This window comes from Nitrospirillum amazonense, from assembly GCF_007828035.1.
Taxonomy (GTDB): Bacteria; Pseudomonadota; Alphaproteobacteria; order Azospirillales; family Azospirillaceae; genus Nitrospirillum; species Nitrospirillum amazonense.
In genome coordinates, this window is sequence record NZ_VITV01000003.1 from 703,852 (window position 1) to 728,838 (window position 24,987).

At 68.6% G+C, this 24,987-nt stretch carries 23 protein-coding genes; 10 read left to right on the plus strand and 13 right to left on the minus strand.

The genetic code is table 11. The features are described from left to right. Positions 1-6 precede the first annotated feature (6 nt). From FBZ87_RS10980 to FBZ87_RS10990, 3 genes are read right to left on the minus strand one after another with little or no spacing between them, the layout of a single operon-like run. Positions 7-3,141, minus strand: a complete 3,135-nt coding sequence (locus tag FBZ87_RS10980; protein WP_145610345.1) for a multidrug efflux RND transporter permease subunit — start codon at positions 3,139-3,141, stop codon at positions 7-9. Further along, positions 3,138-4,346, minus strand: a complete 1,209-nt coding sequence (locus FBZ87_RS10985) for an efflux RND transporter periplasmic adaptor subunit (RefSeq protein ID WP_246134344.1) — start codon at positions 4,344-4,346, stop codon at positions 3,138-3,140. The genes FBZ87_RS10980 and FBZ87_RS10985 overlap by 4 nt, the downstream gene beginning before the upstream one ends. A gap of 4 nt (positions 4,347-4,350) precedes the next feature. Then, positions 4,351-5,724 carry an efflux transporter outer membrane subunit gene (locus tag FBZ87_RS10990; protein ID WP_246134361.1) on the minus strand — a complete coding sequence of 458 codons (1,374 nt, stop codon included), beginning with the start codon at positions 5,722-5,724 and terminating at the stop codon, positions 4,351-4,353. Between the two features lie 430 nt (positions 5,725-6,154). Here FBZ87_RS10990 and FBZ87_RS10995 point away from each other — a divergent pair, with 430 nt between their 5' ends. From FBZ87_RS10995 to FBZ87_RS11010, 4 genes are read left to right on the plus strand one after another with little or no spacing between them, the layout of a single operon-like run. After that, positions 6,155-7,162 (plus strand): ABC transporter substrate-binding protein, encoded by a 1,008-nt coding sequence (locus FBZ87_RS10995; protein ID WP_145610347.1) that lies wholly within the window; start codon positions 6,155-6,157, stop codon positions 7,160-7,162. Between the two features lie 5 nt (positions 7,163-7,167). Beyond that, entirely contained in the window at positions 7,168-7,995 is an 828-nt protein-coding gene (locus FBZ87_RS11000; RefSeq protein WP_145610348.1) for an ABC transporter ATP-binding protein, read from the plus strand. Next, entirely contained in the window at positions 7,988-8,797 is an 810-nt protein-coding gene (locus FBZ87_RS11005) for an ABC transporter permease (RefSeq protein ID WP_145610349.1), read from the plus strand. Before FBZ87_RS11000 ends, FBZ87_RS11005 begins: the two co-directional genes overlap by 8 nt. Further along, positions 8,794-9,702, plus strand: coding sequence for a TauD/TfdA dioxygenase family protein (locus tag FBZ87_RS11010; RefSeq protein ID WP_145610350.1), 909 nt, complete (start codon positions 8,794-8,796; stop codon positions 9,700-9,702). The genes FBZ87_RS11005 and FBZ87_RS11010 overlap by 4 nt, the downstream gene beginning before the upstream one ends. Positions 9,703-9,706: 4 nt before the next feature. Here FBZ87_RS11010 and FBZ87_RS11015 read toward each other — a convergent pair whose 3' ends face one another. The 6 genes from FBZ87_RS11015 to FBZ87_RS11040 all read right to left on the minus strand — a co-directional run bounded on the left by FBZ87_RS11015 (position 9,707) and on the right by FBZ87_RS11040 (position 15,629). Next, entirely contained in the window at positions 9,707-10,639 is a 933-nt protein-coding gene (locus tag FBZ87_RS11015) for a DUF2268 domain-containing putative Zn-dependent protease (RefSeq protein ID WP_145610351.1), read from the minus strand. A 59-nt stretch (positions 10,640-10,698) separates the two neighbouring features. Further along, positions 10,699-11,349, minus strand: a complete 651-nt coding sequence (locus FBZ87_RS11020; protein ID WP_211106912.1) for a glutathione S-transferase family protein — start codon at positions 11,347-11,349, stop codon at positions 10,699-10,701. Positions 11,350-11,432: 83 nt separating this feature from the next. Beyond that, positions 11,433-12,071, minus strand: a complete 639-nt coding sequence (locus FBZ87_RS11025; protein WP_145610352.1) for a TetR/AcrR family transcriptional regulator — start codon at positions 12,069-12,071, stop codon at positions 11,433-11,435. Between the two features lie 337 nt (positions 12,072-12,408). Further along, positions 12,409-13,389 carry a sugar phosphate isomerase/epimerase family protein gene (locus FBZ87_RS11030; protein ID WP_145610353.1) on the minus strand — a complete coding sequence of 327 codons (981 nt, stop codon included), beginning with the start codon at positions 13,387-13,389 and terminating at the stop codon, positions 12,409-12,411. Between the two features lie 34 nt (positions 13,390-13,423). Beyond that, positions 13,424-14,476, minus strand: a complete 1,053-nt coding sequence (locus FBZ87_RS11035; RefSeq protein WP_145610354.1) for a sugar phosphate isomerase/epimerase family protein — start codon at positions 14,474-14,476, stop codon at positions 13,424-13,426. 25 nt (positions 14,477-14,501) lie between these two features. Further along, positions 14,502-15,629: a Gfo/Idh/MocA family protein gene (locus tag FBZ87_RS11040; protein ID WP_145610355.1), complete on the minus strand. Its 1,128-nt coding sequence runs from the start codon at positions 15,627-15,629 to the stop codon at positions 14,502-14,504. 127 nt (positions 15,630-15,756) lie between these two features. Here FBZ87_RS11040 and FBZ87_RS11045 point away from each other — a divergent pair, with 127 nt between their 5' ends. Next, a complete protein-coding gene (locus FBZ87_RS11045) occupies positions 15,757-16,764 on the plus strand; it encodes a LacI family DNA-binding transcriptional regulator (protein ID WP_145610356.1) in 1,008 nt (335 codons plus the stop codon). Here the strand turns inward: FBZ87_RS11045 and FBZ87_RS11050 are convergent. From FBZ87_RS11050 to FBZ87_RS11065, 4 genes are all read right to left on the minus strand, one after another. Beyond that, the gene (locus FBZ87_RS11050) at positions 16,761-17,252 is read right to left on the minus strand and encodes a DUF4405 domain-containing protein (RefSeq protein WP_145610357.1); all 492 of its coding nucleotides are present in this window, start codon (positions 17,250-17,252) and stop codon (positions 16,761-16,763) included. The two genes, FBZ87_RS11045 and FBZ87_RS11050, sit on opposite strands and share 4 nt — an antisense overlap. Then, entirely contained in the window at positions 17,249-18,103 is an 855-nt protein-coding gene (locus tag FBZ87_RS11055; RefSeq protein WP_145610358.1) for an FAD:protein FMN transferase, read from the minus strand. The genes FBZ87_RS11050 and FBZ87_RS11055 overlap by 4 nt, the downstream gene beginning before the upstream one ends. Next, positions 18,084-18,605: an FMN-binding protein gene (locus FBZ87_RS11060; RefSeq protein ID WP_145610359.1), complete on the minus strand. Its 522-nt coding sequence runs from the start codon at positions 18,603-18,605 to the stop codon at positions 18,084-18,086. The genes FBZ87_RS11055 and FBZ87_RS11060 overlap by 20 nt, the downstream gene beginning before the upstream one ends. An 84-nt stretch (positions 18,606-18,689) precedes the next feature. Continuing rightward, positions 18,690-19,667, minus strand: a complete 978-nt coding sequence (locus tag FBZ87_RS11065) for a DUF6662 family protein (RefSeq protein WP_145610360.1) — start codon at positions 19,665-19,667, stop codon at positions 18,690-18,692. Between the two features lie 226 nt (positions 19,668-19,893). Here FBZ87_RS11065 and FBZ87_RS11070 point away from each other — a divergent pair, with 226 nt between their 5' ends. From FBZ87_RS11070 to FBZ87_RS11085, 5 genes are all read left to right on the plus strand, one after another. Then, positions 19,894-20,892 carry an MBL fold metallo-hydrolase gene (locus FBZ87_RS11070; protein ID WP_145610361.1) on the plus strand — a complete coding sequence of 333 codons (999 nt, stop codon included), beginning with the start codon at positions 19,894-19,896 and terminating at the stop codon, positions 20,890-20,892. A 141-nt stretch (positions 20,893-21,033) separates the two neighbouring features. After that, positions 21,034-21,174 carry a hypothetical protein gene (locus FBZ87_RS29150; RefSeq protein ID WP_186454699.1) on the plus strand — a complete coding sequence of 47 codons (141 nt, stop codon included), beginning with the start codon at positions 21,034-21,036 and terminating at the stop codon, positions 21,172-21,174. A 3-nt stretch (positions 21,175-21,177) separates the two neighbouring features. Then, on the plus strand, positions 21,178-22,293 hold the full coding sequence (locus FBZ87_RS11075) for an FAD binding domain-containing protein (protein ID WP_145610362.1): 1,116 nt from the start codon (positions 21,178-21,180) through the stop codon (positions 22,291-22,293). A gap of 5 nt (positions 22,294-22,298) precedes the next feature. Beyond that, positions 22,299-23,387 carry an HlyD family secretion protein gene (locus tag FBZ87_RS11080; RefSeq protein ID WP_246134345.1) on the plus strand — a complete coding sequence of 363 codons (1,089 nt, stop codon included), beginning with the start codon at positions 22,299-22,301 and terminating at the stop codon, positions 23,385-23,387. Continuing rightward, positions 23,384-24,943 (plus strand): MFS transporter, encoded by a 1,560-nt coding sequence (locus tag FBZ87_RS11085; protein ID WP_145610363.1) that lies wholly within the window; start codon positions 23,384-23,386, stop codon positions 24,941-24,943. The genes FBZ87_RS11080 and FBZ87_RS11085 overlap by 4 nt, the downstream gene beginning before the upstream one ends. Positions 24,944-24,987 lie beyond the last annotated feature (44 nt).

A 24,987-nucleotide genomic window follows, 5' to 3' on the forward strand; every position in this document is an offset into this window, starting at 1 on the left:
CCCCCCTCAATCGCCCGTGCCCAGGGCCGCGCGCGGCCGGGCGTGACCTTCATGCGCCGCCTTGGCCTTGCCCCGGCGGTTCAGCCAGTCGTTCACCCGGTCCAGGTAGAGATAGACCACCGGCGTGGTGAACAGGGTCAGGATCTGGCTCAGGATCAGGCCGCCCACCATGGTGATGCCCAACGGCTTGCGCAGTTCGGAGCCCGTGCCGTTCTCCAGCATCAGCGGCAGGGCGCCCAGCAAGGCCGCCATGGTGGTCATCATGATGGGGCGGAAACGCAGCAGGCAGGCCTGGCGGATGGACTCGATGGGGGCCATGTGCTGCTCCCGTTCCGCCTGGATGGCGAAGTCCACCATCATGATGCCGTTCTTCTTCACGATGCCGATCAGCAGGATGATGCCGATGAGCGCGATGACCGACAGGTCGTAGTGGAAGATCATGAGCATCAGCAGGGCCCCCACGCCCGCCGACGGCAGCGTGGATAGGATGGTCAGCGGGTGGATGTAACTTTCATACAGCATGCCCAGGATGATGTAGACGGCCACCAGCGCCGCGGCGATCAGATAGGGCTGGGTCGCCAGCGAGGCCTGAAAGGCCTGGGCCGTACCCTGGAACGTACCGTTGACCGAGGACGGCATGCCCATCTCCGCCTGGGCATGCTGGATGACCTGCACCGCCTCGCCCAGGGACACGCCGGGCGCCAGGTTGAACGACAGGGTCACCGCCGGGAACTGACCCAGGTGGTTGATGGACAGGAAGTTCACATGGTTGGTGTCGTACTTCACGAAGGTGGACAGCGGCACCTGCTGACCGGTCACGGGTGACTTGATGTACAGCTTGTTCAGGGTGTCGGGGCTGGACTGCAGCTCCGGCGTGATTTCCAGCACCACGTGATAGCTGTTCAGCTGGGTGAAGTACTGGGTCACCTGCCGCTGGCCGAAGGCATCATAGAGGGTGCTGTCGATCAGCGAGGGCTGGATGCCGAAGCGGGCGGCCTGGTCGCGGTCGATCACCAGGTTCAGGGTGGTGCCGTTGGTCTGCTGGTCGGTGGCGACGTCGCGCAACTGGGGCAGGCCCTTAAGCTTGTCCAGCAGCTTGGGCGCCCAGTCGTTCAGTTCGCCCAGGTCGGCGTCCTGCAGGGTGTACTGGTACTGCGTGCGGGCCAGGCGGCCGCCCACGTTCAAATCCTGGCTGGCCTGCAGGAACAGGGTGGCGCCCTTGACCTTGGCCAGCTTGGGCCGCAGGCGCGCGATGATCTGGTCGGCGGTGGCGGTGCGCTGGCCGCGCGGCTTCAGGCCGATGACGATGAAGCCGTTGTTGATGGGCCGCCCGCCGCCGCCGACCGAGGTGGCCCAGGCGGCCACGTCCGGATCCTGGGCGACGATGTCGGTCAGCTGGTGCTGCAACCGCACCATCTCATTGAAGGACACGTCCTGCGAGGCGTCGGCCAGGCCGGCGATGATGCCGGTGTCCTGCTGGGGGAAGAAGCCCTTAGGGATGGCGACGTACAGCACGCCGGTGGCCGCCACCGTGGCGAAGAACACCATCAGGGTCAGGCGCTGGTGCCGCAGCACGAAGTCCAGGCCGCGGCCGTACTTGGCCACCAGCCAGTCGAAGCAGCCCTCGATGAACAGGTAGGCCCTGCCGTGGCGGGCGTGTTTCTCATCCTTCAGGAACAGCGCGCTCATCATCGGCGACAGGGTCAGCGAGACGAAGGCGGAGACGGCGATGGTCATGGTGACGGTGATGGCGAATTCGCGCATCAGCCGGCCGACGATGCCGCCCATCAGCAGCAGGGGGATGAACACGGCCACCAGCGACACGCTGATGGACATGATGGTGAAGCCGATCTCGCCGGCCCCCTTCAGCGCCGCCTCCTTGGGCGACATGCCCTCCTCGATGTGGCGGTAGATGTTCTCCACCATCACGATGGCGTCGTCGACGACGAAGCCCACGGCGATGGTCAGGCCCATGAGCGACAGGTTGTCCAGGCTGAAGCCCAGCAGGTACATCAGCGCCGCGGTGCCGAACAGGGCCAGCGGCACGGTCACGCCGGGGATCAGCGTGGCCCACAGGTTGCGCAGGAACAGGAAGATGACCATGACCACCAGGAAGATGGTCAGCAGCAGGGTGAACTGGACATCCTCCACCGAGGCCTTGATGGTGGTGGTGCGGTCGATGACCTTGTCCATCTTCACGCCCGGGGGCACCGCCGCCATGACCTGGGGCAGCATATTTTCCACCTTCGACACGATGTCGATGATGTTGGCGCCGGGCTGCTTGAACACCTGCAGGATGATGCCGGGGCCGTTGTTCTGCCAGGCCAGCAGCTGGTTGTTCTCCGGCCCGTCCACCGCCACGCCGATGTCGCGGATGCGCACGGGCGCCCCGTTCTTGTAGGCGACGATGACGTCGTTCCACGGCTCCGCCTTCAACAGCTGGTCGTTGTTGTAGATGACGAAGTTGTGGGCGATGCCGTTGATGGAACCCTTGGGCGCGTTGACCGTGGCCGTGGGGATGACCGCCGCGATGTCCTCAAGCTGGATGCCCAGGGCCGCGATCTTGGCCGGGTCCACCTGCACGCGCACGGCCGGCTTCTGCTGACCGCCGACGGAGACCTGGCCCACGCCCGGGATCTGGGACAGGCGCTGGGCGATGACGTTCTCCGCGAAGTCGTCGACCGTGGTCAGGGGCAGGTTGTCGGAATGGACCGAGTACACCAGGATGGAGCTGTCGGCCGGGTTGATCTTGCGATAGGTGGGCGGCGACGGCAGGTTCTTGGGCAGCTGGCCGCCGGCAGCGTCGATGGCGGTCTGCACGTCCTGCGCCGCCGCGTCGATGTTGCGGTTGAGGTCGAACTGAAGCGTCACCTGGGTGCTGCCCAGCGTGCTGGTCGACGTCATCTGGGCAACACCAGGGATGGCGGCGAACTGGGTTTCCAGCGGCTGCGCCACGCTGGACGCCATGGTTTCCGGACTGGCGCCCGGCAGGTTGGCCGAGACCTGGATGGTGGGGAAATCCACCTGCGGCAGCGGCGCCACCGGCAGCAGCGGATAGGCCACCATGCCCACCAGCAGCACACCCAGCATGAGGAGCGAGGTGGCGATGGGCCGGGTGATGAAGGGGCTGGAGAGGCTCATGGCTGCTTGCCTTCCGTATTGGTGGAGCTGGCGTCGGCCGTCTTGGCCTCGCCGGCCACCGTCACCTTGACGCCCGGTTGCAGGCGGTAGGCGTTGCTGGTGGTGACGCGCTCACCAGCCTGCAGGCCCTTGGCCACGACGACCGTGTCGCCGGTGGTCTCCGCCGTTTCGATGGGCCGCATTTCCACCGTGGAGTCCGGCTTCACGACATAGGCGTAGAGGCCGTTGGGCCCGCGCTGCAAAGCGGCGCTGGGGATGGTCAGCGCGCCGCGGCGCGTCTGCTTCAGCAGCTTCACGTTCACGAACTGGCCCGGCCACAGATGCTCATCCGTGTTGGGGAACTGGGCCTTCAGCCGCACGGTGCCGGTGGTGGGGTCGATCTGGTTGTCCACCAGCATGACGGTGCCGGTGGCCAGATCCGTCTTGCCGTCGCGCGACACGGCGGTGACGGTCAGCGGACCCTGGGCCATAGCCTGGCTGACGGCCAGGCGGTCCTCTTCCGGCAGGGTGAAGATGACGGAGATGGGCTGCATCTGCGTCACCACCACGATGCCGGTGCCGCTGGCCGCATGCAGGTTGTTGCCAGGGTCGACCTGACGGATGCCCGTCCGCCCCTGGATGGGGGAGGTGATGCGGGTATAGTCCAGCTGGGTCTTGGCGTTGTCGATGGCGGCCTGGTCGCTTTTGATCTGGGCCTGCAACTGGTCGACCTGGGCTTTGGCCGTGTCCACCGTCTGCTTGCTGGCCAGGTTCTGCGGTGCCAGGCGGGTGTAGCGCTCCAAATCGGCGCGGGCGTTGGCCAACTGCGCCTCATCCTTGGCCTTGGTAGCCAGCGCCTGGTCGTACGCTGCCTGGTACAGGCGCGGGTCGATTTGCGCCAGCAGGTCGCCCGGCTTCACCGTCTGGCCTTCGGTGAAGGCGACCTTGTCGAGGGCGCCATCCACGCGAGTGGTGACCGTCACCGTGTTCAGCGATTGCACGGAGCCCAGCCCCGCCAGGTAGACGGGCGCGTCGGCCGGCGTGGCCACGGCCGTGTCCACAGCGACGGCGCCGCCCCCCTTGGCTGTCGGGGGGGCGGCCTTGCCGGCGGTGCTGGGCAGCAACTCGGCACCGGCGGCGGCGAGGATGAAGACGCCGCCCAGGCCGGCCATAACGGCGCGGGTGCGGCTGATGCGGATAGGCTTCAAGATGGGGTTCTCGCTCATGATATCAGCTCTGCTTCCAGCCGCCGCCCAGGGCGTTGTACAAACTGACCAAGGCCTGCAGGCGGGCGAAGCGGGCCTGGACCAAGGCATCGTTGGCGGTGAACAAGGCGGTTTCGGTGTTCAGCACCGTCAGGACGGTGATGGTCCCGGCGGCCATTTGGGCCTGCGCCAGCTCATAGGCATGGCGCGCCGTGGCGGTCGCCTGCTCCTGCCGCGCCAGCTGCTCCGTCGTCTCGCGCACCGCGGTCAGCGCGTCCTCCACATTCCCGAAGGCGGCGCGGACGGACTTGCGGTATGTCGCCACCAGCTCGTCATACCGGGCCTGGGCGTTGGCGTACTGCCCTTCCAGCGCCCCGCCCTCGAAGATGGGCTGGGTCAGCCCGGCGGCCAGGGAGAACAGGGCGCTGCCCGGATCGAACAGATGGGACAGCGCGTTGCTGGCATAACCGCCGGAGGCCGTCAGGTCGATGCTGGGGAAGAAGGCGGCGCGGGCCACGGTGATGTTGGCGTTGGCCGCCTTCAGCAGCGCCTCCGCCTGGGCCACGTCGGGCCGGCGGGCCAGCAATTCGGAAGGCAGGCCCGGCGTCACCTGGGGCAGCGACAGCCGGGCCAGGGTATCGTCTTCCGACAGCTCCACGGCCTCCGGCATCTGGCCCAGCAGGATGGCCAGGGCGTGCACCGACTGGCGGTACTGCTGGCGTAGGGGCGGCAGCTTGGCGTTCAGGGTGGAAACGGTGCTTTCCTGCTGCGCCACGTCCAGCGCCGTGGCGATGCCCGCGTCGGCTTGGCGGCGCAGACCGTCCAGCGTGGCCTGGCCGTTGGCCAGGTTGTCCTCCGCCACCCGCACCTGCTCCCGCAGTTCCAGGGACTGGAAATAGCTGGTGGCAACGCTGCTCAGCACCGACAGGCGCACCGTTTCCAGGTCGTAGCGGCTGGCGTCCGCCGTGGCGAGGGCGGCGTTGGCCGTCGCCCGGTTCTTGCCCCAGAAGTCCAGTTCATAACTGGCGTTCAGGCCCACGCTGTGGGCGGTGGCGGTCTGGGCCGCGCCGGCGCTTTTGGTCCGCTGATGATCGACATCGGCGCTGGCGCCCACCGACGGCAGCAGGGCGGCGCCTGCCACCTGGGCCTGGGCGTCGGCCTCGCGCACCCGGGCCATGGCCGCGGCCAGATCGTCGTTGGCCGTCTGCGCCTGGGCGATGTAGGCGTCCAGCTGGGCGGAGCCGAAACCCTTCCACCAGTCGGCCGCCGGCCAAGCGGTGGCGGGAACCGCAGAGGGCTGGGACGTGCCCGCCTGTTCTTTCCACACCGCCGGGGGCGGAGTGTCGGGGCGCTGGTAATCCGGCCCCACGGAACAGCCGGCCAACGCCAGCGTGGCCACGCCGGCCAAACAGCATCCCCTGAGGGCGCTAAGCTGGAAGGCGCGAAGAGGAAAAGGGGGAAACATCGGCGGCATCGTCCAAGTCGCAGGAAGCCAAGGGTGGGGGCACCATGGGCGGGACGCTAACGCCGGCGGGGTTTAGCCAGCGTGGGCGATTTATTAACTCCGCTTAATCTGGCCCATCCTCATCCCCTACCTAGGTTTACCCATCTTCTACCTAGGTTTAACCCCGGTCCGGGCGGCGCGTCGAAGCCCCGCCCGGATCATAGACAAAACTGCCATTTTCATTTTTACGTATTTATACTGTTATTTCATATTATTTACACTTGACGTTCGTTAACGGTTCACTCCACATTTCCCAATATCGGATGTCGCCTCTGTGAAATAGCGACGCCCAACCCGGCCACCGGACTAAAGGCAGATCACCGCCATGCCCCACCCCACCCGCCGCCTGCTGATCGCCCTGGCCGTGGCCGCCTTGCTGCCGCTGGCACAGCAGGCGCGGGCGGAAACGAAAGATCTGCACATCGCCCAGCAGTTCGGGATCGGCTACCTGCCCTTCATCGTCGCGAAGGAGCGCCGCCTGATCGAGGGCCAGGCGGTGAAGGCCGGTATCCCGGCGCCACAGGTGGAGTGGATCCAGTTGTCGGGCGCCGCCGCAATGAACGAGGCGCTGATCGCCGGCGGCCTGGATATCGCCAGCGCCGGCATCGCCCCCATGATCCTGACCTGGGACAAGACGCGGGGGACCGCCGACATCATCGGCGTGGTGGCCCTGGGCTCCATGCCCAATGTACTGACCAGCAACAACCCGGCGGTCAAAAGCCTGCGCGACTTCACCGACAAGGACCGCATCGCCCTGCCCTCGGTGAAGGTGGGCTTCCAGCCCATCGTGCTGCAGATGGCGGCCGACCAGACCTTCGGCCAGTACGACAAGCTGGACCACCTGACGGTCAGCCTGCCCCACCCCGACGCCACCGCCCAGCTGCTGTCCGGCCAGTCGGAAATCACCGCCCATTTCACCTCACCGCCCTTCGTGCAGCAGCAGCTGGCCAGCGGCAAGGCGCACGCCGTGCTGAACAGCTACGACGTGCTGGGGGGGCCGCACACCTTCAACGCCGCCTATTCCACGAAGAAATTCGTGGAGGCCAATCCCAAGACCATTGCCGCCCTGGTGGCGGCGCTGGACGAGGCCAACGCCTGGATCGCCGCCAACCCGGCGGAGGCGGCCAAGCTGTACATCGCGGCGGAGAAGTCCAAGCTTGAGCCCGCCTTCGTCGAGGCCATCATCCGCGACCCGCAGGTGCGCTTCACCACCGCGCCGGAGCGAAGCACCGTCTTCTCCGCCTTCCTGTTCAAGATCGGCCTGATCAAGCGGAACCCGACCAGCTGGACCGAGTTGTTCCAGCCGGGTTTGGCCACCAAGGCGGGGAGCTGACACCCATGAATACTACCACCGGTGCTGTAGCACTCCGCATCACGGACACCGAACCGCTGCTGAGCCTGGAGAACGTGACGCTGCGCTACGGCCAGGGCCCCACCGCCGTGACGGCGGTGGAGGGTGTCAGCGTGCACCTCACCGCCGGCGACCGGCTGGTGCTGCTGGGTCCCTCAGGCTGCGGCAAATCCAGCCTGCTGCGCGCCGTGGGCGGCTTCCAGCCGGTGGATGCCGGCACCATCCGCCTACGCGGATCGCCAGTGGGCAAGCCTGGGCCGGACCGCATGGCCGTCTTCCAGGAATTCGACCAGCTGCTGCCCTGGCGCACCGTGCTGGGCAACGTGCGTTACGCCCTGCAGCGCGGCCGGGGGCTGGACCGGGCCACGGCGGACGCGCGGGCGCGCGACTGGATCGGTCGAGTGGGTCTCGCCCGGGTCATGGACGCCCATCCCCACACACTGTCCGGCGGCATGAAGCAGCGCGTGGCCATCGCCCGCGCCTTCGCCCTTGAACCCGACCTGTTGCTGATGGACGAACCCTTCGCCGCACTGGACGCCCTGACCCGCCGGCAGATGCAGGATGAGCTGCTGTCCTTGTGCGAACAGACCGGCGCCACCGTGCTGTTCGTCACCCACGCCATAGACGAGGCCGTGCGCGTGGGCACCCATGTCCTGACCCTGTCGCCTCACCCTGGGCGCATGAAGGGCCTGGCCGCCATCCCGCCCGCCGCCCGCCAGCGCGGCACCGCCGCCTTCGCCCAGCTGGAGGCGGCCCTGCAGGCCGGCTTGCTGGGTGAGGACAATTCCGCTGCGGAGGAGCGCCGCCATGGCTGACGCGACCATCACCCTGCCCGCCACGCCGCGCCGGCTGCACCTGGCCGGCTGGCGCAAGGGGGTGCTGCTGTTGATCCTGGCGGCGGTGTGGGAAGGCTATGCCCGCCACCTGGACAATGCCCTGCTACTGCCCACCTTCAGCGCCACGGTCGCCGCCCTGGTGCAGGGCTTCGCCTCGGGAGAGCTGGTGGCCCGCACCGCCACCTCCCTGCAGTTGCTGGTCACCGGCTACGCCTGTGGCCTGGTCGCGGCCGCCGCGCTGACCGCCTTCGCCGCCCTAAGCCGCTGGGGGGCGGAGCTGCTGGAGTTGCTGACCGCCATGCTGAACCCGCTGCCGGCGGTGGCCCTGTTGCCCATCGCGCTGTTGTGGTTCGGCATCGGCGCGCCCAGTCTGGTCTTCGTCATCACCCATGCCGTGCTGTGGCCGGTGGCCCTGGCCTCCTACGCCGGCTTCCGGGCCATGCCGCGCACCCTGCGCATGGCCGGACGCAACCTGGGTCTGTCGCCGCTGCGCTTCGTCGCCGAGATTCTGATACCGGCCGCCCTGCCGCAAATCCTGGCCGGGTTGCGCCTGGGCTGGGCCTTCGCCTGGCGCACGCTGATCGCCGCCGAACTGGTGTTCGGTGTCAGCGCCCGGTCCGGCGGTATCGGCTGGTTCATCTACACCAACCGCGCCCAGCTGGAGACGGCCAACGTCTTCGCCGGGCTGCTGACCATCATCCTGGTGGGCCTGATCGTGGAAACGCTGCTGTTCCGCAGCGCCGCCCGGGCCACCGTCCAACGCTGGGGACAGGAACAATGACCGCCGCCGTGCGCACGCCTGACACGTCTTCCGATGCCTTCGAAATCCGCGAGATACCCGGGGTGCTGGGGGCGGAGGTCATCGGCCTGGATCTGAGCCAGCCCTTGCCGGAGTCCGACTTCCTGCGCATCCGCCGCACCTTGGCGGAGCGCCAAGTGGTGGTGGTACGCGGCCAGGGCGACCTGACGCCGGAACAGCACATTGCCTTCAGCCGCCGCTTCGGACCCCTGGAAATCCACATCCAGCACCATTTCCACCTGGCGGGCCACCCCGAGATCCTGGTGGTGTCGAACGTCATCGAGAACGGCAAGCCCATCGGCCTGGCCGACGCCGGGCGCTATTGGCATTCCGATCTTTCCTATATGGCCTTGCCCAGCCTGGGGTCCCTGCTGCACGCCCGCGAGATTCCGGAAGGGGCGGGCGACACCCTGTTCGCCAGCCTGGCCGCCGCCTACGAGGCCCTGCCGGAAGAGACGCAGCGCCGCCTGCAGACCCTGACGGCGGAGCATGGCTACGCCGCCCGCAACCGCGCCCAGCAGGCCGTGACTGGGCAACTGCGCCCCGGCCTGACGGCGGAGCAGGAAGCCAAAGTGCCACCCGTCATCCACCCGGTGGTGCGGGTGCATCCCGAAACCGGCCGCCCGTCCCTGTTCATCAGCGAAGGCTTCACCAGCCGCATCGTGGAATTGCCGGAGGAGGAGAGCCGGGCCCTGCTGGCGGAACTGTTCGCCCACAGCATCCAGGACCGCTTCATCTATCGTCATCGCTGGCGGCCCGACGATCTGGTCATCTGGGACAACCGCCAGGGCATACACCTCGCCACCGGCGTCCCGCCGGACGTGCGCCGCACCCTCTACCGCACCACGGTGCAGGGGGATAAACCGCAAGGGATTGCAACGGCGTAAGGGATTAGGGCGACGGTGGCGCCACCTTGTCTGGCAGGGTCATGCCCGGCGTCCACCCGCTGTCGGCCAGGAAGGCTTTGGCCGTGTCGGCGTCGATGGTCAGAATGCGGGCGATGGCCGCGCGCTTGTCCTTGGCGTGGACGTAATAGGCCTTGGTGATGCGGTAGCCGACCCAGTAGGCGAGATCGCCCGGCCGTTCCTCCGTGCCGACGCCGTTGTACAGCCACGGCTTCATGTTGGTTGTGTCCATGTCGGCGGCGAACTGGGTCTCCACCTCCGTCTCCCGGCCCTTGGCCCAGGCCTTGAGGCGGACATAGCCGACGTTGCCGGAGATCAGTTCCGCCAGGAATTCCGCCCCGCCCTCGATCAGGGACGGAAACAGCAGGATCGGGTGTTCCGGTTCCGTCTGGGCCGCCGGCTGCTGCACATGGATGTATTCATGCGCCACCAGATGGACGAAGCGGTCCTCGGCGTTCGGGTCCATCCAGCTGGCGCCGCACAGCGCCTCCAACCCCACCAGCACGCCGGACGCACTGGTGGTGCCGCCGGTGTTGCCCTGGCCCACCAGGATGGTGATGGGCGGAAATTTGGCCTGGGGATAGATCTGGCCCAGGCGGGGCAAGGCTTGCGCCAGGCGCCGCTTCACCGCCGGCAGCACGTCCAGGCAGGTCTTGGCGTCGGCGAACATCCGGGGGTGCCTTTCCATGGCCGCCGCCATGGATTCGCCCGTCAGATGGCGCAAGCTCGTAAACTGGTGCAGCCCGTCGCTGCCATGGTCGAGATAGCCCTGCAAGGCCGCCGCCGTGGGGGCGCCTTGGCCGGCGTCATACACGCGGTAGAAGTCGATGACGTCCTGGATGTGGATTTCCGGTGCGGCCGCCGACGCCGTGCCGCCCAGGGCGACCAGCCCCACCAACGCCAATCGCCAGGACCGCATTCCCACCCCCTGCTTTCACTGCGGGGAATGATGGGTGGCGGCGGCGTGGCGCGCAAGCCTCACGGCACGCCAGGTCCCACGTGGACGGTGAAGCCCGGCCGCACCGCCAGCCTGTCCAGCCAGGCATCCACCGCCGGGCAATCGGCATGATCCATGGGGGTCAGGCGCCAGCGGTTGGCGGACAGCGCCAACACGATATCCGCCAGGGTGAAGGTGGGGCCGGTGACATGGGCGCCGGTGGTTTGCAGCTGCCGGTCCAGCAAGCCCATGGCCAGGTTCCAGGCGGCCACGCCGGCTGCGATCTCTTCGGCATTGGTGTAGCCCGGCGCCCGCCTTACCCGGGCCATGAAGACGTAGCGCCAGGCGGGGTTGAGGTCGCCCAGCTGCCAGTCCATCCACTGCTCCACCAATGCCCGGGCACGCGGCGCCGTGGGCAGCAGATCGTCGCGGCCCGCCATCACGGCCAAGTGGCGGCAAATGGTGTTGGACTGCCACAGCGGTCCGGCTTGGTCCAGCAGCACCGGGAATTGGCCGTTGGGGTTGAGGGCCAGCAGCTCATCCCGCCGGCGCACGGCGGCGTCCCCCACCCAGTCGCCGTCGAAGGTATGGTCCAGGCCGATTTCGGCGCAAGTCCATAGCACCTTGCGCACGTTGATGGACGTGGCGCGGCCGATGATCGTGGGCTTATGGGGCATAAGCTTATCGGACATGGCGGCGTTCTCCGGGAAAGCGGGCGTGCCACCCAGTCTTGCCCGGAAGGCCGCATCACGCGATGGTCAGCGCCGGCAGGCCGTCAGGACGCCGGCCGATACTTCAGGAAGCATAGGGCCATCAGGCTTATGTCGCCCTTCAGCGCCGTCCAGTCACCCTCCCCCGCCGCATCCATGGCGGAGCCCAAGCCCAGGTAACGGGCGTAGGAGGCGTAGGCCATGGCGAAGCAGGCGTGCACCGCCCGCTCCGGCTCGGGATGGCTGATCTCGTTCCGGCGGGACAGCAGCAGGGTTTCGAAGCGCACCGCCATGGCCTCGTGCGAGCGCTTGCCCGTCTGGGCGATCACCGGGTCGATGGGCGCACGCACCATGAAGGCGCGCAGCAGGGCACTGTTCTCCTTGAGGAATTCCCCAAGCTCCGACAGGACGCCCGGCACCAGCCGGTCCAACCCGTAACCCTGCCAACGGGCGGAATCGGTCACCCGGCGCTCCTTATCCTCGATATCCACCAGGGCCCGGGTCTGCACCGTGCGGATCAGTGCATCCTTGCTGTCCACCCGGCCGTAGATGGACCCTATGGAAACACCGGAGCGGCGGCTGACCTCATTCAGGGTGAAATCTTCATATCCCCGCTCCTGCAGCAGCGCCATGGCCGCCTCCAGCACGCGTTCGAACGACGCATGGCTGCGGTTCTGCTTGGGCATGCGCGCCAACGTTTCCATCACTCTTCCCCCGACAAACGCACCTGGATGCAACCACCCGGATCCATCATCCCGTTTCCGCTCGCAAGCCGACGCTTTCTTCCACTGACGGCCTTGGTTGCTGCGACCAGATCCAGGCAACAATAGAACGATCCTTCTGGTTCTGGATGTTCATGGTATCACAGGCATGCCTGTGCAGGGGCATGTCAAAATCCGGCTGTCCTCTGCGAGGGCCGGCACGCCAGTCTGGAGCGCGTCCTGGTACTGGATCTCATCCGCCCAGCCCAGGGCCGTGTCGTGGGAACAATAGAGTCTAAACCGGACCCGGCCAAAGATGGCCGACGCCGCCTTGGCGGAGCTATACCGCCAGCTTGCCCAGGTAGTCGGCGCTGAGGCGCGCCGCCTCCAGCCGGGGCCGGGCGAAGGGCGGTTCCTGCTCGACATAGAAATGGTTGATGCCGGCGGCGTGGGCGGCGGGCAGAATGCGGTGCCAGTCCAAGGTCCCGCCGCCGACCTCCGTCGGGTCCATCTTCAGCCCGGTGTTGGGGACCGTGCCGGCCTTCAGATCCTTCACATGCATCAGGCGGAAGCGGCCGGGATGGGTCTGCAACAGCGCCACGGGATCCAGCCCGGCGGCGGCCACCCAGCCGGCATCCATCTCCATCTTCACCAGATCTGGATCGGTCTCGGCCAGCAGGATGTCGTAGCCGGTGGCGGTGCCGCCGGCCCCCGGGCCGCCCGCAACGGCGAATTCCGGATTGTGGTTGTGGTAGGCCAGCTGCAGCCCAGCCTTCTTCAGGGCCGCCCCCTTTTCGTTGAGGAAGGCGGCCTGGGACTTCCAGTCGTCGGCGGTGAACTGCGACGCGACCCGGGCCAGGAAATCACCGAAGCCTTCGCCCGCTTGCAGCCCGCCCAGGCGCGCCGGGACGGTGAACATGGGCATGACGATGAACTTCAGCCCGATGGTGTGGGCATCGCGCACCAGCGCGTCCAGGTCGCCGGACAAGCTGGGCGCCGGGCCCCTGCCCTGCGCATTGATATGGGCGCTTTCGCACACCAGGCCGGCGGCCTTCAGCGCCGCCGCCAAGTCGCCCGCGGTATGGCCGTAAAAGCCCGGCAGCTCCACCGCGCGATAGCCCATGTCCGCCACCGCCTTCAGCGTGCCGGGCAAATCCTTCTCCACCAGGTCGCCCAGGGTGTAGAGCTGCAGGCCGATGGGCAGGCCGTTGCCCTTGAAGAAGGGCGTGGAGGCGGCGGTAGACAGCCGCGCCAGGCTCAGGCCGGCCAGGGCGGCGGCACCGCCGAGGAAGGCACGGCGGCTGGTTCGTGTCGTGATCATTGGGGTGATCATGGGTGTTCCTCGGCTTGTTTTATTATAGGCCCAGCAGGGCGCGGTTGCGGGCCGTGTCCACGCCGCTGGCGGCGAAGTCGTCGAAGGCGCGTTCCGTCACCCGGATGATGTGGTCGCGGATGAAGGGCGCCCCTTCCCGGGCCCCATCCTCCGCATGCTTCAGCGCGCATTCCCATTCCAGCACGGCCCAGCCGGGGTAGTCGTACTGCGCCAGCTTGGCGAAGATGGCGCCGAAATCCACCTGGCCGTCGCCCAGGGAACGGAAGCGGCCCGGCCGCTCCACCCAGGGCAGATAGCCGCCATACACCCCGGCGCGGCCATCGGGCCGGAACTCCGCATCCTTCACATGGAAGGCGCGAATGCGGGCATGATAGCGGTCGATGAAGGCCAGGTAGTCCAGCTGCTGCAGGACGAAATGGCTGGGGTCGTACAGGATGGTGGCGCGAGGATGGTGATCCACCTCCTCCAGGAAGCGTTCGAAGGTGGCGCCGTCGAACAGATCCTCCCCGGGATGCAGCTCGAAGCAGAGGTCGACGTCAGCGGCGTCGAAAGCGTCCAGGATGGGGCGCCAGCGGCGGCCCAACTCGGCGAACGCCTCTTCCACCAGGCCGGCTGGCCGCTGCGGCCACGGGTACATGTAGGGCCAGGCCAGCGCGCCGGAGAAGGTGGCGTGGGCCGTCAGGCCCAGGTTGCGACTGACACGCGCCGCCAGCATCAGCTGGTTCACCGCCCATTCCTGACGGGCCTTCGGATTCCCCCGCACCTGCGGCGGGGCGAAGCCATCGAACAGGGCGTCATAGGCCGGGTGTACCGCCACCAACTGGCCTTGCAGGTGGGTCGACAGCTCCGTCACCGCCACACCGTTTTCCGCCAGCGTGCCGGTGAATTCCTGCGCGTAGTCGACGCTGTCCGCCGCCTTCTCCAAATCCAGCAGGCTGGTCGGCCCGGTGGGCACCTGCACCCCCTGATACCCGTGGGCGGCCGCCCACCCCGCCAAGCCGGCCAAGGTGTCGAAGGGCGGGGTGTCGCCCGCGAACTGCGCCAGGAATATGCCGGGGCCTTTGATCGTTCTCATGGTGGGTATCCCTGCTCGGGTCCGTTTACAGATCAACCCAGCCGGCGCCGTTGGCGGCCACGGCGCGGGCGACGAAGGCCATGCCGCGCAGGCCGTCCTGGATGGTGGGCACCGGTGTGCCGCCAAGGCCGCCGCCCGAGGCGATGGCGGTGGCGAAGTCGCGATAGATGTTGGCGAAGGCCTCGATGAAGCCTTCGGGATGGCCGGTGGGCAGACGGGCCGGTCCCCGCCCCGCCGGACCCAGATAGGGCGCCGCCGCGTGCAGCGTCTGGGTGGGGCGGTCCAGCCAGTTGATGGTCAGCACGTCCGGCCGTTCATGGCACCAGTCCAGCCCGCCCTGGGCGCCATAGACGCGCAGGCGCAAGCTGTTGCGGTCCCCCGCCGCCACCTGGCTGGCAACCAGCACACCCGGCACGTCTTCGCCGAACCTCAGAAGGATGTTGCAGTCGTCGTCCAGCCGGCGGCCGGGCACCACGCTGTTGAGGTCGGCGTTCAGGCGGGTGACGGCTAGGCCGCTGACGAATTCCGCGAGGTTGAAGGCGTGCACGCCGATGTCGCCGATACAGCCGCCCAGGCCGGAACGCGCCGGGTCCGCCCGCCAGGCGGCTTGGGCGTTGTCCGTCTTCTCAACCGCCTCCGCCAGCCAGCCTTGGGAATATTCCACCACCACCTTGCGGATGGCGCCCAGGTCACCCCGCTGCACGATGGCCCGCGCCTCGCGCACTAGGGGATAGCCGGTGTAGGTGTAGGTCAGGCCATAGAGGCGGCGGGTATCCGCCACCACGCGGGCCAAATCCTCTGCCTCGTCCAGGGTCGCGGTCGCCGGCTTGTCGCTCAGCACGGAAAAGCCCGCCTCCAGCGCCGCCTTGGCGACCGGGAAATGCACATGGTTGGGGGTGACGATGGCCACGAATTGCGCACCGTCGGGCCGCGCCGCCTCGGCCGCCAGCATCTGGCGATAGTCGCCATAGGCACGGGCCGGGTCTATGCCGTAGCCCCTGGCGGCGGCCTTGGACTTGCCCTCATCCCGGCTGAAGGCGCCGGCCACCAGGCGGATGCGGCCGTCCAGTTCGGCCGCCATGCGGTGCACCGGCCCGATGAAGGAACCGGGACCACCGCCCACCATCGCCATGCGGATCACACCGTCAGACATCACCCAACCCCCCGACCGCCCCATCCAAGCATGGCGAAAATGATGAAATCGATTACATGATCCTAGCAGTGAAGCCATGCCCTCGCAACTCTTGCAGGCAGGGCGGATCGAAAGCACCCTCCACCCCATGCCGACCATCCAAGACGTGGCCCGCCGGGCCCGGGTTTCCACCGCCACCGTTTCCCGTGTCCTGAGCACCCCTGGGGTGGTCAGCGAGGCGACGCGCGAACGGGTCATGGCCGCCGTCGACGCCCTGGGCTATGAGCCCAATCACGCGGCCAAAAGCCTGCGCACCCTGCGCACGGCCAAAATCGTCGTGACCGTGCCCGACATCTCCAACCCCTTCTTCTCCAGCGTCATCCGCGGCGCGGAGGAGGCGGCACAGGCGGCGGGATATTCCGTGCTGCTGGGCGACACCCGCCATAGCACGGAGCGGGAGGAGCAGTACGCCGGCATGCTGCGCCGGAAAGAGGCCGACGGCCTGATCTTCCTGGGCCACCGCCTGCCCGACACCTTGGCCGAACTGATCGGCCGCCAGGGCGCCAAGGCGCCGGTGGTCAACGGCTGCGAGTTCAGCCCCGACCTGGGCGTGTCCAGCGCCCATATCGACAACGCGGCCGCCGCGGCGGAGGCCATGGACCTGTTGTACGGCCTGGGCCATCGCGCCATCGGCGTCATCACCGGGCCCCTGGCCAGCCCCATCAGCCGCGATCGCCTGGACGGCGTGCGGGCATCTGCCGCCCGCCATCGCGCCGAGACGGCCCTGCGCATCGCCACCGGCGACTTCTCCGTGGAATCGGGGGAGCGGGAGGCGCAGGGCCTGCTGACAGGCGGCGACACCCCGACCGCCCTGTTCTGCTTCAGCGATGAGATGGCCATGGGCGCCCTGGCCGCCGCGCGCCGGGCGGGACGTCGCTGCCCGGACGACCTTTCGCTGGTCGGCTTCGACGACATCCGCTTCGCCCGCTACCTGGACCCGGCGCTGACCACCGTCAGCCAGCCCATGGAAGATCTGGGCCGGACGGCGGTGGCCCTGCTGCTGGATATCCTTGCCGGCCGGCAGACCACGCCCCGCTCCGTCACCCTTCCTCATCACCTGGCGGTGCGCGGCAGCACCGGGCCGGCGCGGTATTAGGGCGCGCGGCTTTTCCGGCCGGAGCGCAAATGGATGAGGCAAGCGGCCACGGCCGCCGCCGCCAGCACCTGGTGGCCCCAGCTGGCATAGTCGTGCCAGTCCTCATCCCCCAGGTAGTAGAGGCCGTAGCCGGTCAGTACCAAGGTCAGCACGGCGGCGATGAGGCTGCCTCCCGACAGGCGATGACGCCGCGCCCGCCAGGCCAGGCGCACGTGGTGCGGCAGGACGGAGCCGAAGGCGACCAGGGCCGCCATGACGGCGGCGCCATGCAGCTTCATGCACCACGCCTCCACCAACCGCGCGGCGTGACCGTCCACCCCGATCAGGCCATGGCCATAGTGCAGGACCATCCACACCACGCCGGTCAGGGCCACGGCCAGCATGGCGCGGTGCAGCCACCGCCGATGCCCCCGGCTGAGGCCGAAGGCGGCCCCCCGCACGGTGTGGGCCGGCGCGGGCGAAGTCGCCGCCCCCAATTGCACACTCATGCCGCCATCCTTCCCTCCAGGCGCACAGCCTGGGCACCGAAATCCCTGAGCCAGGCGGGCGGCGCGTCCGTGCCGGACAGCATCACGGCCTTGGTCAGCGCGTCCGCCGTCGCGCATTCATCGGCCAGCACGGTGACGCTGGGACCCACCGCCACGGCGCGATCACTGCGCGGGTCGATGATGGGCATGACCAGCCCGTCCGCCGTCGATCGCGCGGCGTAATAACCGGCGCTTGTGGCGATGGCGATGTCGCGAAACTCCCCCAGGGACCAGTGCCGGCAGGGATCGGCCGGGTCGCGCACCACCACCGGCTGGGGCGTGTCGCCGAACAGGCGCAGGTCGCCGCCGGCGTTCACCGCCCCGGCGCGCACGCCCCGCATCCGCAAGGCGTCCACCGCCCGATCGACGGCATAGCCCTTGGCGATTCCCCCCAGATCCAGCCACAGCGGCCGGACGCCGCAGGCCACGCCGTCGCCCACCACCAGGTCGGCGATGCTGCCGCCCCGGGGGGCCGCCGCCAGGGGGGCCGGCAGGAAATCCAGGGCCGCCAGCGCGGGCGCCACCGCCGGATCGAACAGGCCGCCCGTCGCCCGGTGCAGGGCCTGGGCCCGGCGCAGCACGTCCACCGTCCAGGGATGCAGGCTGACGGGCAGGCGATGGCCCAGCCGGTTCAGGCGCGACAGTTCGCTGTCCAGGTCATGGAAGCTCATCAGCGCCTGCACCTGGGCGACCGCGGCGAAGGCGGCCGCCACCGCCGCCTCGGCGTCCCCCTCACAGGCGTCGATGCGCACTTCGACCAGGGTGCCCAGCAGGGGGCGGGCGCGGCGCGCCTCAGGGCTTGAGGGCGACATTCCAGGTGGCCAGGAGGCGGCGGACGCCATCCGTCACATGCTTGGACGACAGGGTGGCGCCGGAGATGTTGGTGATGTCCCGGTCCAGCTTCAGCGGGCTGGCGGCCGTCTTGCCGGTGAACTGCGCCCGCCAGTCCTCGCCGCGCACCTCATGGCCATAACTTTCCTTGTATTCCAGGATCTCCAGCCCCTGCACCGCGCCCGCCTTGGTGATGGCCAGCGCGATGGTGATGTACTCGTGCTTGCCCAGCACCTCATCGACGATGAAGGTGCCGCCGTCGGCGGCCCGCCAGGCCTGCACCGTCTTGTTGCGCACATCCACGCCGCTCTGGCTTTCGATGGCGTCGGCCTGGGCGCTGGTCAGCGTAACGGGCAGCGGCGTCAGCGCCTGGCCGGGGAACAGGGCCGCCTGTGCCTGTTCGGTGGTGAGGTAGACGGTGGCGGCCGCCGGCTGGGTCAGCACCAGGGCTGGCGCCGCCAGGACCAGGAAGGGGGCACGCATGGGCAAGGACACTCCCGCAAGGAAACAAGGCCGGCCCCGGGGATGCCGCCATCCCCAGGGCCGGTGGATAATGGAACGCCGCCGTCAGAAGGTCACGCCGACCTTCAGCCGCAGGCGGCGCTTTTCAAAGTCATCGGCATAGGTCCGGCCGCTCTTCACAAAGCCCGGCGACGGGTTGGCCAAGTCTTGCGCGAAGGGCAGCTGTTCCAGATACGTCAGGTTCACGAAGAAGCGCTCGCCGCCATAATGGATGGTGGGGCCGGCGTAATAGGCGACGTTGGTGGCCGAACCCGATGTCCAGAAATGGAAGTTGGAGAACTCGCGCTCATTCTGAAACTCGACGCCGGCGTACCAGTTCGGCGCGAAGCGGTAGGAGGCGGCGAGGCCGAAATTGACGTCGGTCTCGTGGTCCCAGTGTTCCGACGCGTCGTTGGACAGCGGATCGGCGTCCGGATCGCCGTTCAGGCGGCGCAATTCCTGTTCAACCGTCACGTTGGCCGCCACAACCAGCTGATCGTCCAGGAAGTTCTTCTGCACGATCAGGCGGGATTCCAGTTCGCGCGTCTTGGGGCCCACCAGGGGCTCCACATACAGCGCCAGGCCGATGGGATCGGTGTAGGGGCTGAGCAGGCGCCAGATCAGCTCAACCGAGGTGCCCTCGTACTTCGTCCCATGGAAGCTGGCGGTGTCGCTGGCGGGGGTATATTCGGCGAAGGTCTCGGGCACGGCGGTGTTGCCGTCCACGCCGTCCTGGCGGGCATGGGTCCAGGCGTAGTTGGCGTAGGCCGCGATCTGCAGATTGTCGGTCAGGCCGTACTCAACCTCCGTACGGCCCTGCCACAGGCTGAAGTCGCCCCCGGCCTTGCCCAGGCGGCCGGTCAGCCACTGCTCCGCCTCCACCTTGCCGGCGGGCAACAGGTCGGTGGTGTAGATGTAGCCGAACAGCGGCTCCCCCGCCGTCGCCCGCGGCGCCGTGCCCAGGACTGCACCGGCAAGGGCGCAGGCCAGCGTAACACCGCACAGGCGGGGGTGGGACAGGGGGCGGGTCGTCTTGCGCGACATTCGGCCGAGGCTCCTTAAAAGTGCGAATAAGTCGCAGGAGCAATGAGCCGGACCGGATAGCCCTGTCAATTCATAGTTTGGGCGCGCGACATATTGTCGCCGCAACAAATCGTGGTCGGTCCCGTGATACCCCACTGAGCGACAAAAGGGCGACGAAAGCGCCAAGACGGGACGACGCGCCTCCCGTCATCTTCCGCCGATCCCTCCAGTCCGATGAGTTCAGATCATGGCCGGCCATCCCGCGCACCCGCTGGCGCCCCTGCTTTCCCTGGCGCTCACCGCCGTCCTGGCGCTGACGGTTCCGGCCCCGGCGGCGCGGGCGGCAGCGGCCCAGGCCCGCACCCAGGCGCCGGGCTTCTACCGTATGATGCTGGGCGATATCGAGGTGACGGCCCTGTTGGACGGCACCCATCCCTTCCCGGTGCATGAGGTCATGGCCGGCATCACCACGGCCGAGACCGACAAACTACTGGTGGCCGCCGACCTGGCGGCGCCGGTGGAAGGGTCGATCAACGCCTTCCTGGTCAACACCGGAACCAGGCTGATCCTGATCGATGCCGGTGCCGGCGTGCTGTACGGCGCCGACGGCGGCCACCTGATGGCCAACCTGCGCGCCTCGGGCTACACGCCGGACGAGGTGGATGAGATCTACCTGACGCACCTGCACCGCGACCATGTCGGCGGGGTAGACCAGGGCGGGCGCATGGCCTTCCCCAACGCCATTGTGCGGGTCAACCGGCGCGATGCCGACTTCTGGCTGAACCCGGCCAACAAGGCCAAGACGCCCCCCTTCCTGGGGCCCATGTTCGACGGCGCCATCGACAGCCTGCGAGCCTATGTCGATGCCGGCCGGGTGCGGCCCTTCGACGGCGAGGCCCAGCTGGACCCTGCCATCCAGGCCCTGCCCAGTCCCGGCCATACACCGGGCCATACCGCCTATCGCGTGCGCAGCCGGGATGGCCAGACGCTGTTGGCGTGGGGCGACATCATCCATGTCGCCGCCGTGCAGGTCGCCGACCCCGCCGCCACCGTGAAATATGACAGCGACCAGGCGGCCGCAGCCCAAGCCCGCGACCGGCTGATGGCGCAGGCGGCGCGGGACGGCAGCTGGGTCGCCGCCGCCCATATCGCCTTCCCTGGCCTGGGCCACATCACCCGGCAGGACGGCACCTACCGCTGGCTGCCGGCCAATTATACGACCGTAGGATTGACGCAGGCGCACTGACCCGCGACGGCGCCAGCCGCGCCCGGCATACCTTCATCGCCATCCGAGGCATGTTCAAATCCGGCGTGGGGCGTCCAAGCCGCACGGGCGTAGTTCAGGCATCGTACTGCCATCCGCCCCTTCCCGTTCAAGAGCCTCCCGATGACCCAAACCCCCACCCCGGACCTGTCGCCGGCGGCCCCGCCGCCAGTCGCCGCGGCACCCGCCCCGACCGGCGCGCCGGCCTTCACCATCCAGGCCATGCTGACCCTGCGCCGCCGCGCCGGCCGTAAGGGGGACTAAGTCATGGCTTCCTTGCGCATCCGCATCGTCGGCGGCTCCATCGGCGGACTGGCGGCGGCCGCTCTGTTGCGGCAGGACGGGCACGACATCCGCATTTACGAGCGGTCGGCCGGCGGCCTGGCCGGCCGGGGCGCCGGCCTGGTCAGCCAGCGGGAGCTGTTCGCCCTGCTGCGCGCCGTGGGGTGCGAGCATGTGGCCCGCATCGGCGTGGTCGCGTTCGAGCGCATCTACTTCGACCGCGACGGCGGCATCGCCGAGCGCCACGCCACCCCCCAAACTCAGATCTCCTGGGACCATCTGTACCGTACCCTGCGGGCCAAGGTGCCCGACGACGGCTACGTCCTGGGCCGGGCTGTGCGCACCGTGACGCAAGGCCCCCAGGGCGCCCGCCTGCTGTTCAGCGACGGTGGGGAGGAAGAGGCCGACCTGGTCATCGGCGCCGACGGCCTGGGGTCGGTCGTGCGCCCGGTCGTGACCGGTGGCCCCGCGCCCAACAGCTATGCCGGCTATGTCGCCTGGCGCGGCCTGGTCCCGGAAGACCGGCTGCCGGCGGAGGCCGCCATGCTGCGCGACCGGTTCGCCTTCTACACGATGCCCCGGTCCCATGCCCTGGGGTACCTGGTGCCGGGACCGGGCGGCGAGACGACGCCGGGCCAGCGGCGGTACAACTGGGTCTGGTACCGGCCGGTGCCGGCGGCGGCCCTGGAGGCGACGCTGACCGATACGGAGGGCCGGCCCCATCCCCATTCCCTGGCCCCGGGCCAAGTGCGGGCGCAGGCGGCGGCGGCCCTGAGGGCGGACGCTGCACGGCTGTTGCCGCCGCCCTTCGCCGCCGTGGTGATGGCGGAGCCGGAACCCTTCATCCAGGCCATTTTCGACTACGAGGCGCCGGTGATGGCCACGGGCCAGGTCGCCCTGCTGGGCGACGCCGCCTTCGTGGCGCGTCCGCACACCGCCATGGGCGTCGCCAAGGCCGCCGGCGACGCCCTGGCGCTGCGCCGCCATCTGGCCGAGGCGCCCAGCGTCACCGACGCCCTGGCGCTGTACAGTCATGAGCGCTGCGCCGCCGGTTCCGCCATCACCGCCTATGGTCGCCGCCTGGGCGCGGCATTGGAGTGACCCCCATGGATACCACCGTGATGCCCCCTGGAGACGCCTCCGCCGGCCACCGCTGGATGCCTTCCGTTCTGCGCACCCTGGTCCTGGCCGGCGCCGCCGTGCTGGTGTGGGTGGTGGCCGGACACTGGGACCGCTGGCTGGGCGCCGCCCGCCACCAGTCCTCATCCGACGCTTACGTCACCGGCGACCTGACGCCCCTGTCGGCCAAGATTTCCGGATATGTTCAAACGGTGGCGGTGGACGATTTCCAGACAGTACGCAAGGGGGATCTGATCGCCCAGATCGAACCGTCGGACTACCAGGCCCAGCTGGATCTGGCACAGGCCAGCCTGGCCGCGGCCCAAGCGGCGCTGGCCAACCTGGCCAACCAGAAGGACGTGCAGCGCGCCCTGGTCCGCCAGGCGGAAGCCGGCATCGCCAGCGCCGCCGCCGACATGACCCGCACCCGGCTGGAAGCGGAACGCCAGCGCGACCTGCTGCGCACCAAGATCGCAGGGACGGAGCAGAAGGTGGAGCAGGCTGACGCCGACGCGGCCAAGGCCGTGGCCCAGTCGCAACTGGCCACCGCCCAGCTGGCCCAGCAGAAGGCCCAGCTGGCCAGCCTGGACGTGCAGGAACAGCAGCTGACGGCACAGGTGCGGGAGGGCGAGGCGCAACTGGCCCTGGCGCGGAACAACCTGGCCTATACCCGCATCACCGCCCCTGCAGACGGCATGGTGGGCCAGCGCCAGGTGCGCCCGGGGCAGTTCCTGAACGTCGGCACGCAGATCATCGGGGTCATGGCCCTGCCCAAGGTGTGGGTGGTGGCCAACTACAAGGAAACCCAGATGACCCACGTGCGGGTGGGCGACCCCGCCACGGTGACGGTGGATGCCTTCCCCGACCTGAAGCTGCACGGCCATGTTGATAGCTGGTCCCCCGGCACCGGCAGCGTCTTCACCCTGCTGCCGCCGGACAACGCCACCGGCAACTTCACCAAGGTGGTGCAGCGCGTGCCGGTGAAGATCGTCCTCGACCCGGTGCCCGCCCTGGGCACCCTGGTGCGGCCCGGCATGTCGGTCGTCTCCACCATCGATGTGGACGACCGTAAATGACCGCCGCCGCGCCCGCCGAACCGCAACTCCGGCCGACGCTGGACGGCATGCGGGCCTATATCGGCATCCTGGGGGTCCTGCTGGGCGCGCTGCTCTCCACCCTGGGCTCCCGCGTCACCACCTTCGGCCTGACCGATTTGCGCGGCGGCCTGCACGCCGGCTTCGACGAGGGCGCCTGGATCACCACCGCCTATGGCGTGGGGCAGATGGTGGTGGGGGTGGCCTGCCCCTATCTGGGCATTGTCTTCGGCGCCCGCCGGGTGCTGTTCGCGGGCATCGGCCTGTTCTTCGTGTCCAGCCTGCTGGCGCCGCTGTCGCCCAACCTGGCGGCCTACCTGGCCATGCAGTTCCTGTCGGGCCTGGGGGCCGGCACCTTCATCCCCCTGACCATCCGCTTCATCGTCCTGAACCTGCCGGCGCGGCTGACGCTGTACGGCCTGGCCGCCTACGCCATGAATTCGGAGTTTTCCCAGAACATCGGCGCGGCGCTGGAGGGCTGGTACGCCGAGAACTGGTCCATCGCCTGGCTGAACTGGCAGTACTGCCTGGTCCTGCCCCTCATGTTCCTGTGCGTGTGGATCGGCGTCCCGCGGGAACCGCTGAACACCGACCTGCTGAAACAGCACGACTGGCCCGGTGTCGCCTACGCCGCCGTGGGCTTCGGCCTGCTGTACGCGGGATTGGACCAAGGCAACCGGCTGGACTGGACGGGTAATGGCCTGGTGGTGGGCCTGCTGGTGGCGGGCGGCCTGATCACCGCCCTGTTTGCGATGCGCGAACTGGTCATCAGCCGCCGCCCCTTCCTGAACCTGCGCCTGATGCTGCGCGGCAACCTGTTCCTGCTCATGCTGCTGCTGGCCGGTTTCCGCTTCATCATCCTGTCCACCGCCTACATCATCCCCGTCTATCTGCAGGTGGTGCAGAACTTCCGCGAGCTGCAGGTGGGTCCGGTGCTGCTGTTCATCGCCCTGCCCCAGTTCGCCCTGATCTTGCCGCTGGGCTGGCTGCTGGCGCGGGTGGATGGTCGCTGGGTGCTGGCCATCGGCGCCCTGCTGATCGCCATCGCCTGCCTGCAGGCCACCAGCCTGACCAGCCATTGGGCCACCCTGGACTTCCTGCCGTCCCAGGCCTTGCAGGCGGTGGGGCAGTGCCTGGCGCTGACGGCCCTGGTGGTGCTGGTGGTGCGGAACCTCACGCCGGCCGATGCCATCTCCATCGGCGCCCTGTTGCAGGCCGCCCGCCTGTTCGGCGGCGAGATTGGCGTCGCCTTCATGCAGACTTTCGTGCGCATGCGGGAACAGCTGCATTCCAACCTGCTGGGCCTGCATATCGACCCGCTGGCCGGCGCCACCGCCGACCGCCTGGCCCGGTCCCAGGCCGTGCTGTCCGCCCACGGCGTGGACCCCGTTTCCGGAGCCACCCGGCTGCTGGCCAGCGCGGTGGCGCAGCAGGCCTCGGTCCTCGCTTATATCGACGGCTTCGCGGCGGCCGCGGCTGGCGCCTTTGCCTGCATCGCGCTGGCCGCCTGGCTGCGCCCACCGCCGGCCAAGGCTTGAAGGCAGAACGGGCTTGCGCGTAAAACGCGGAAATAAAAGGATGA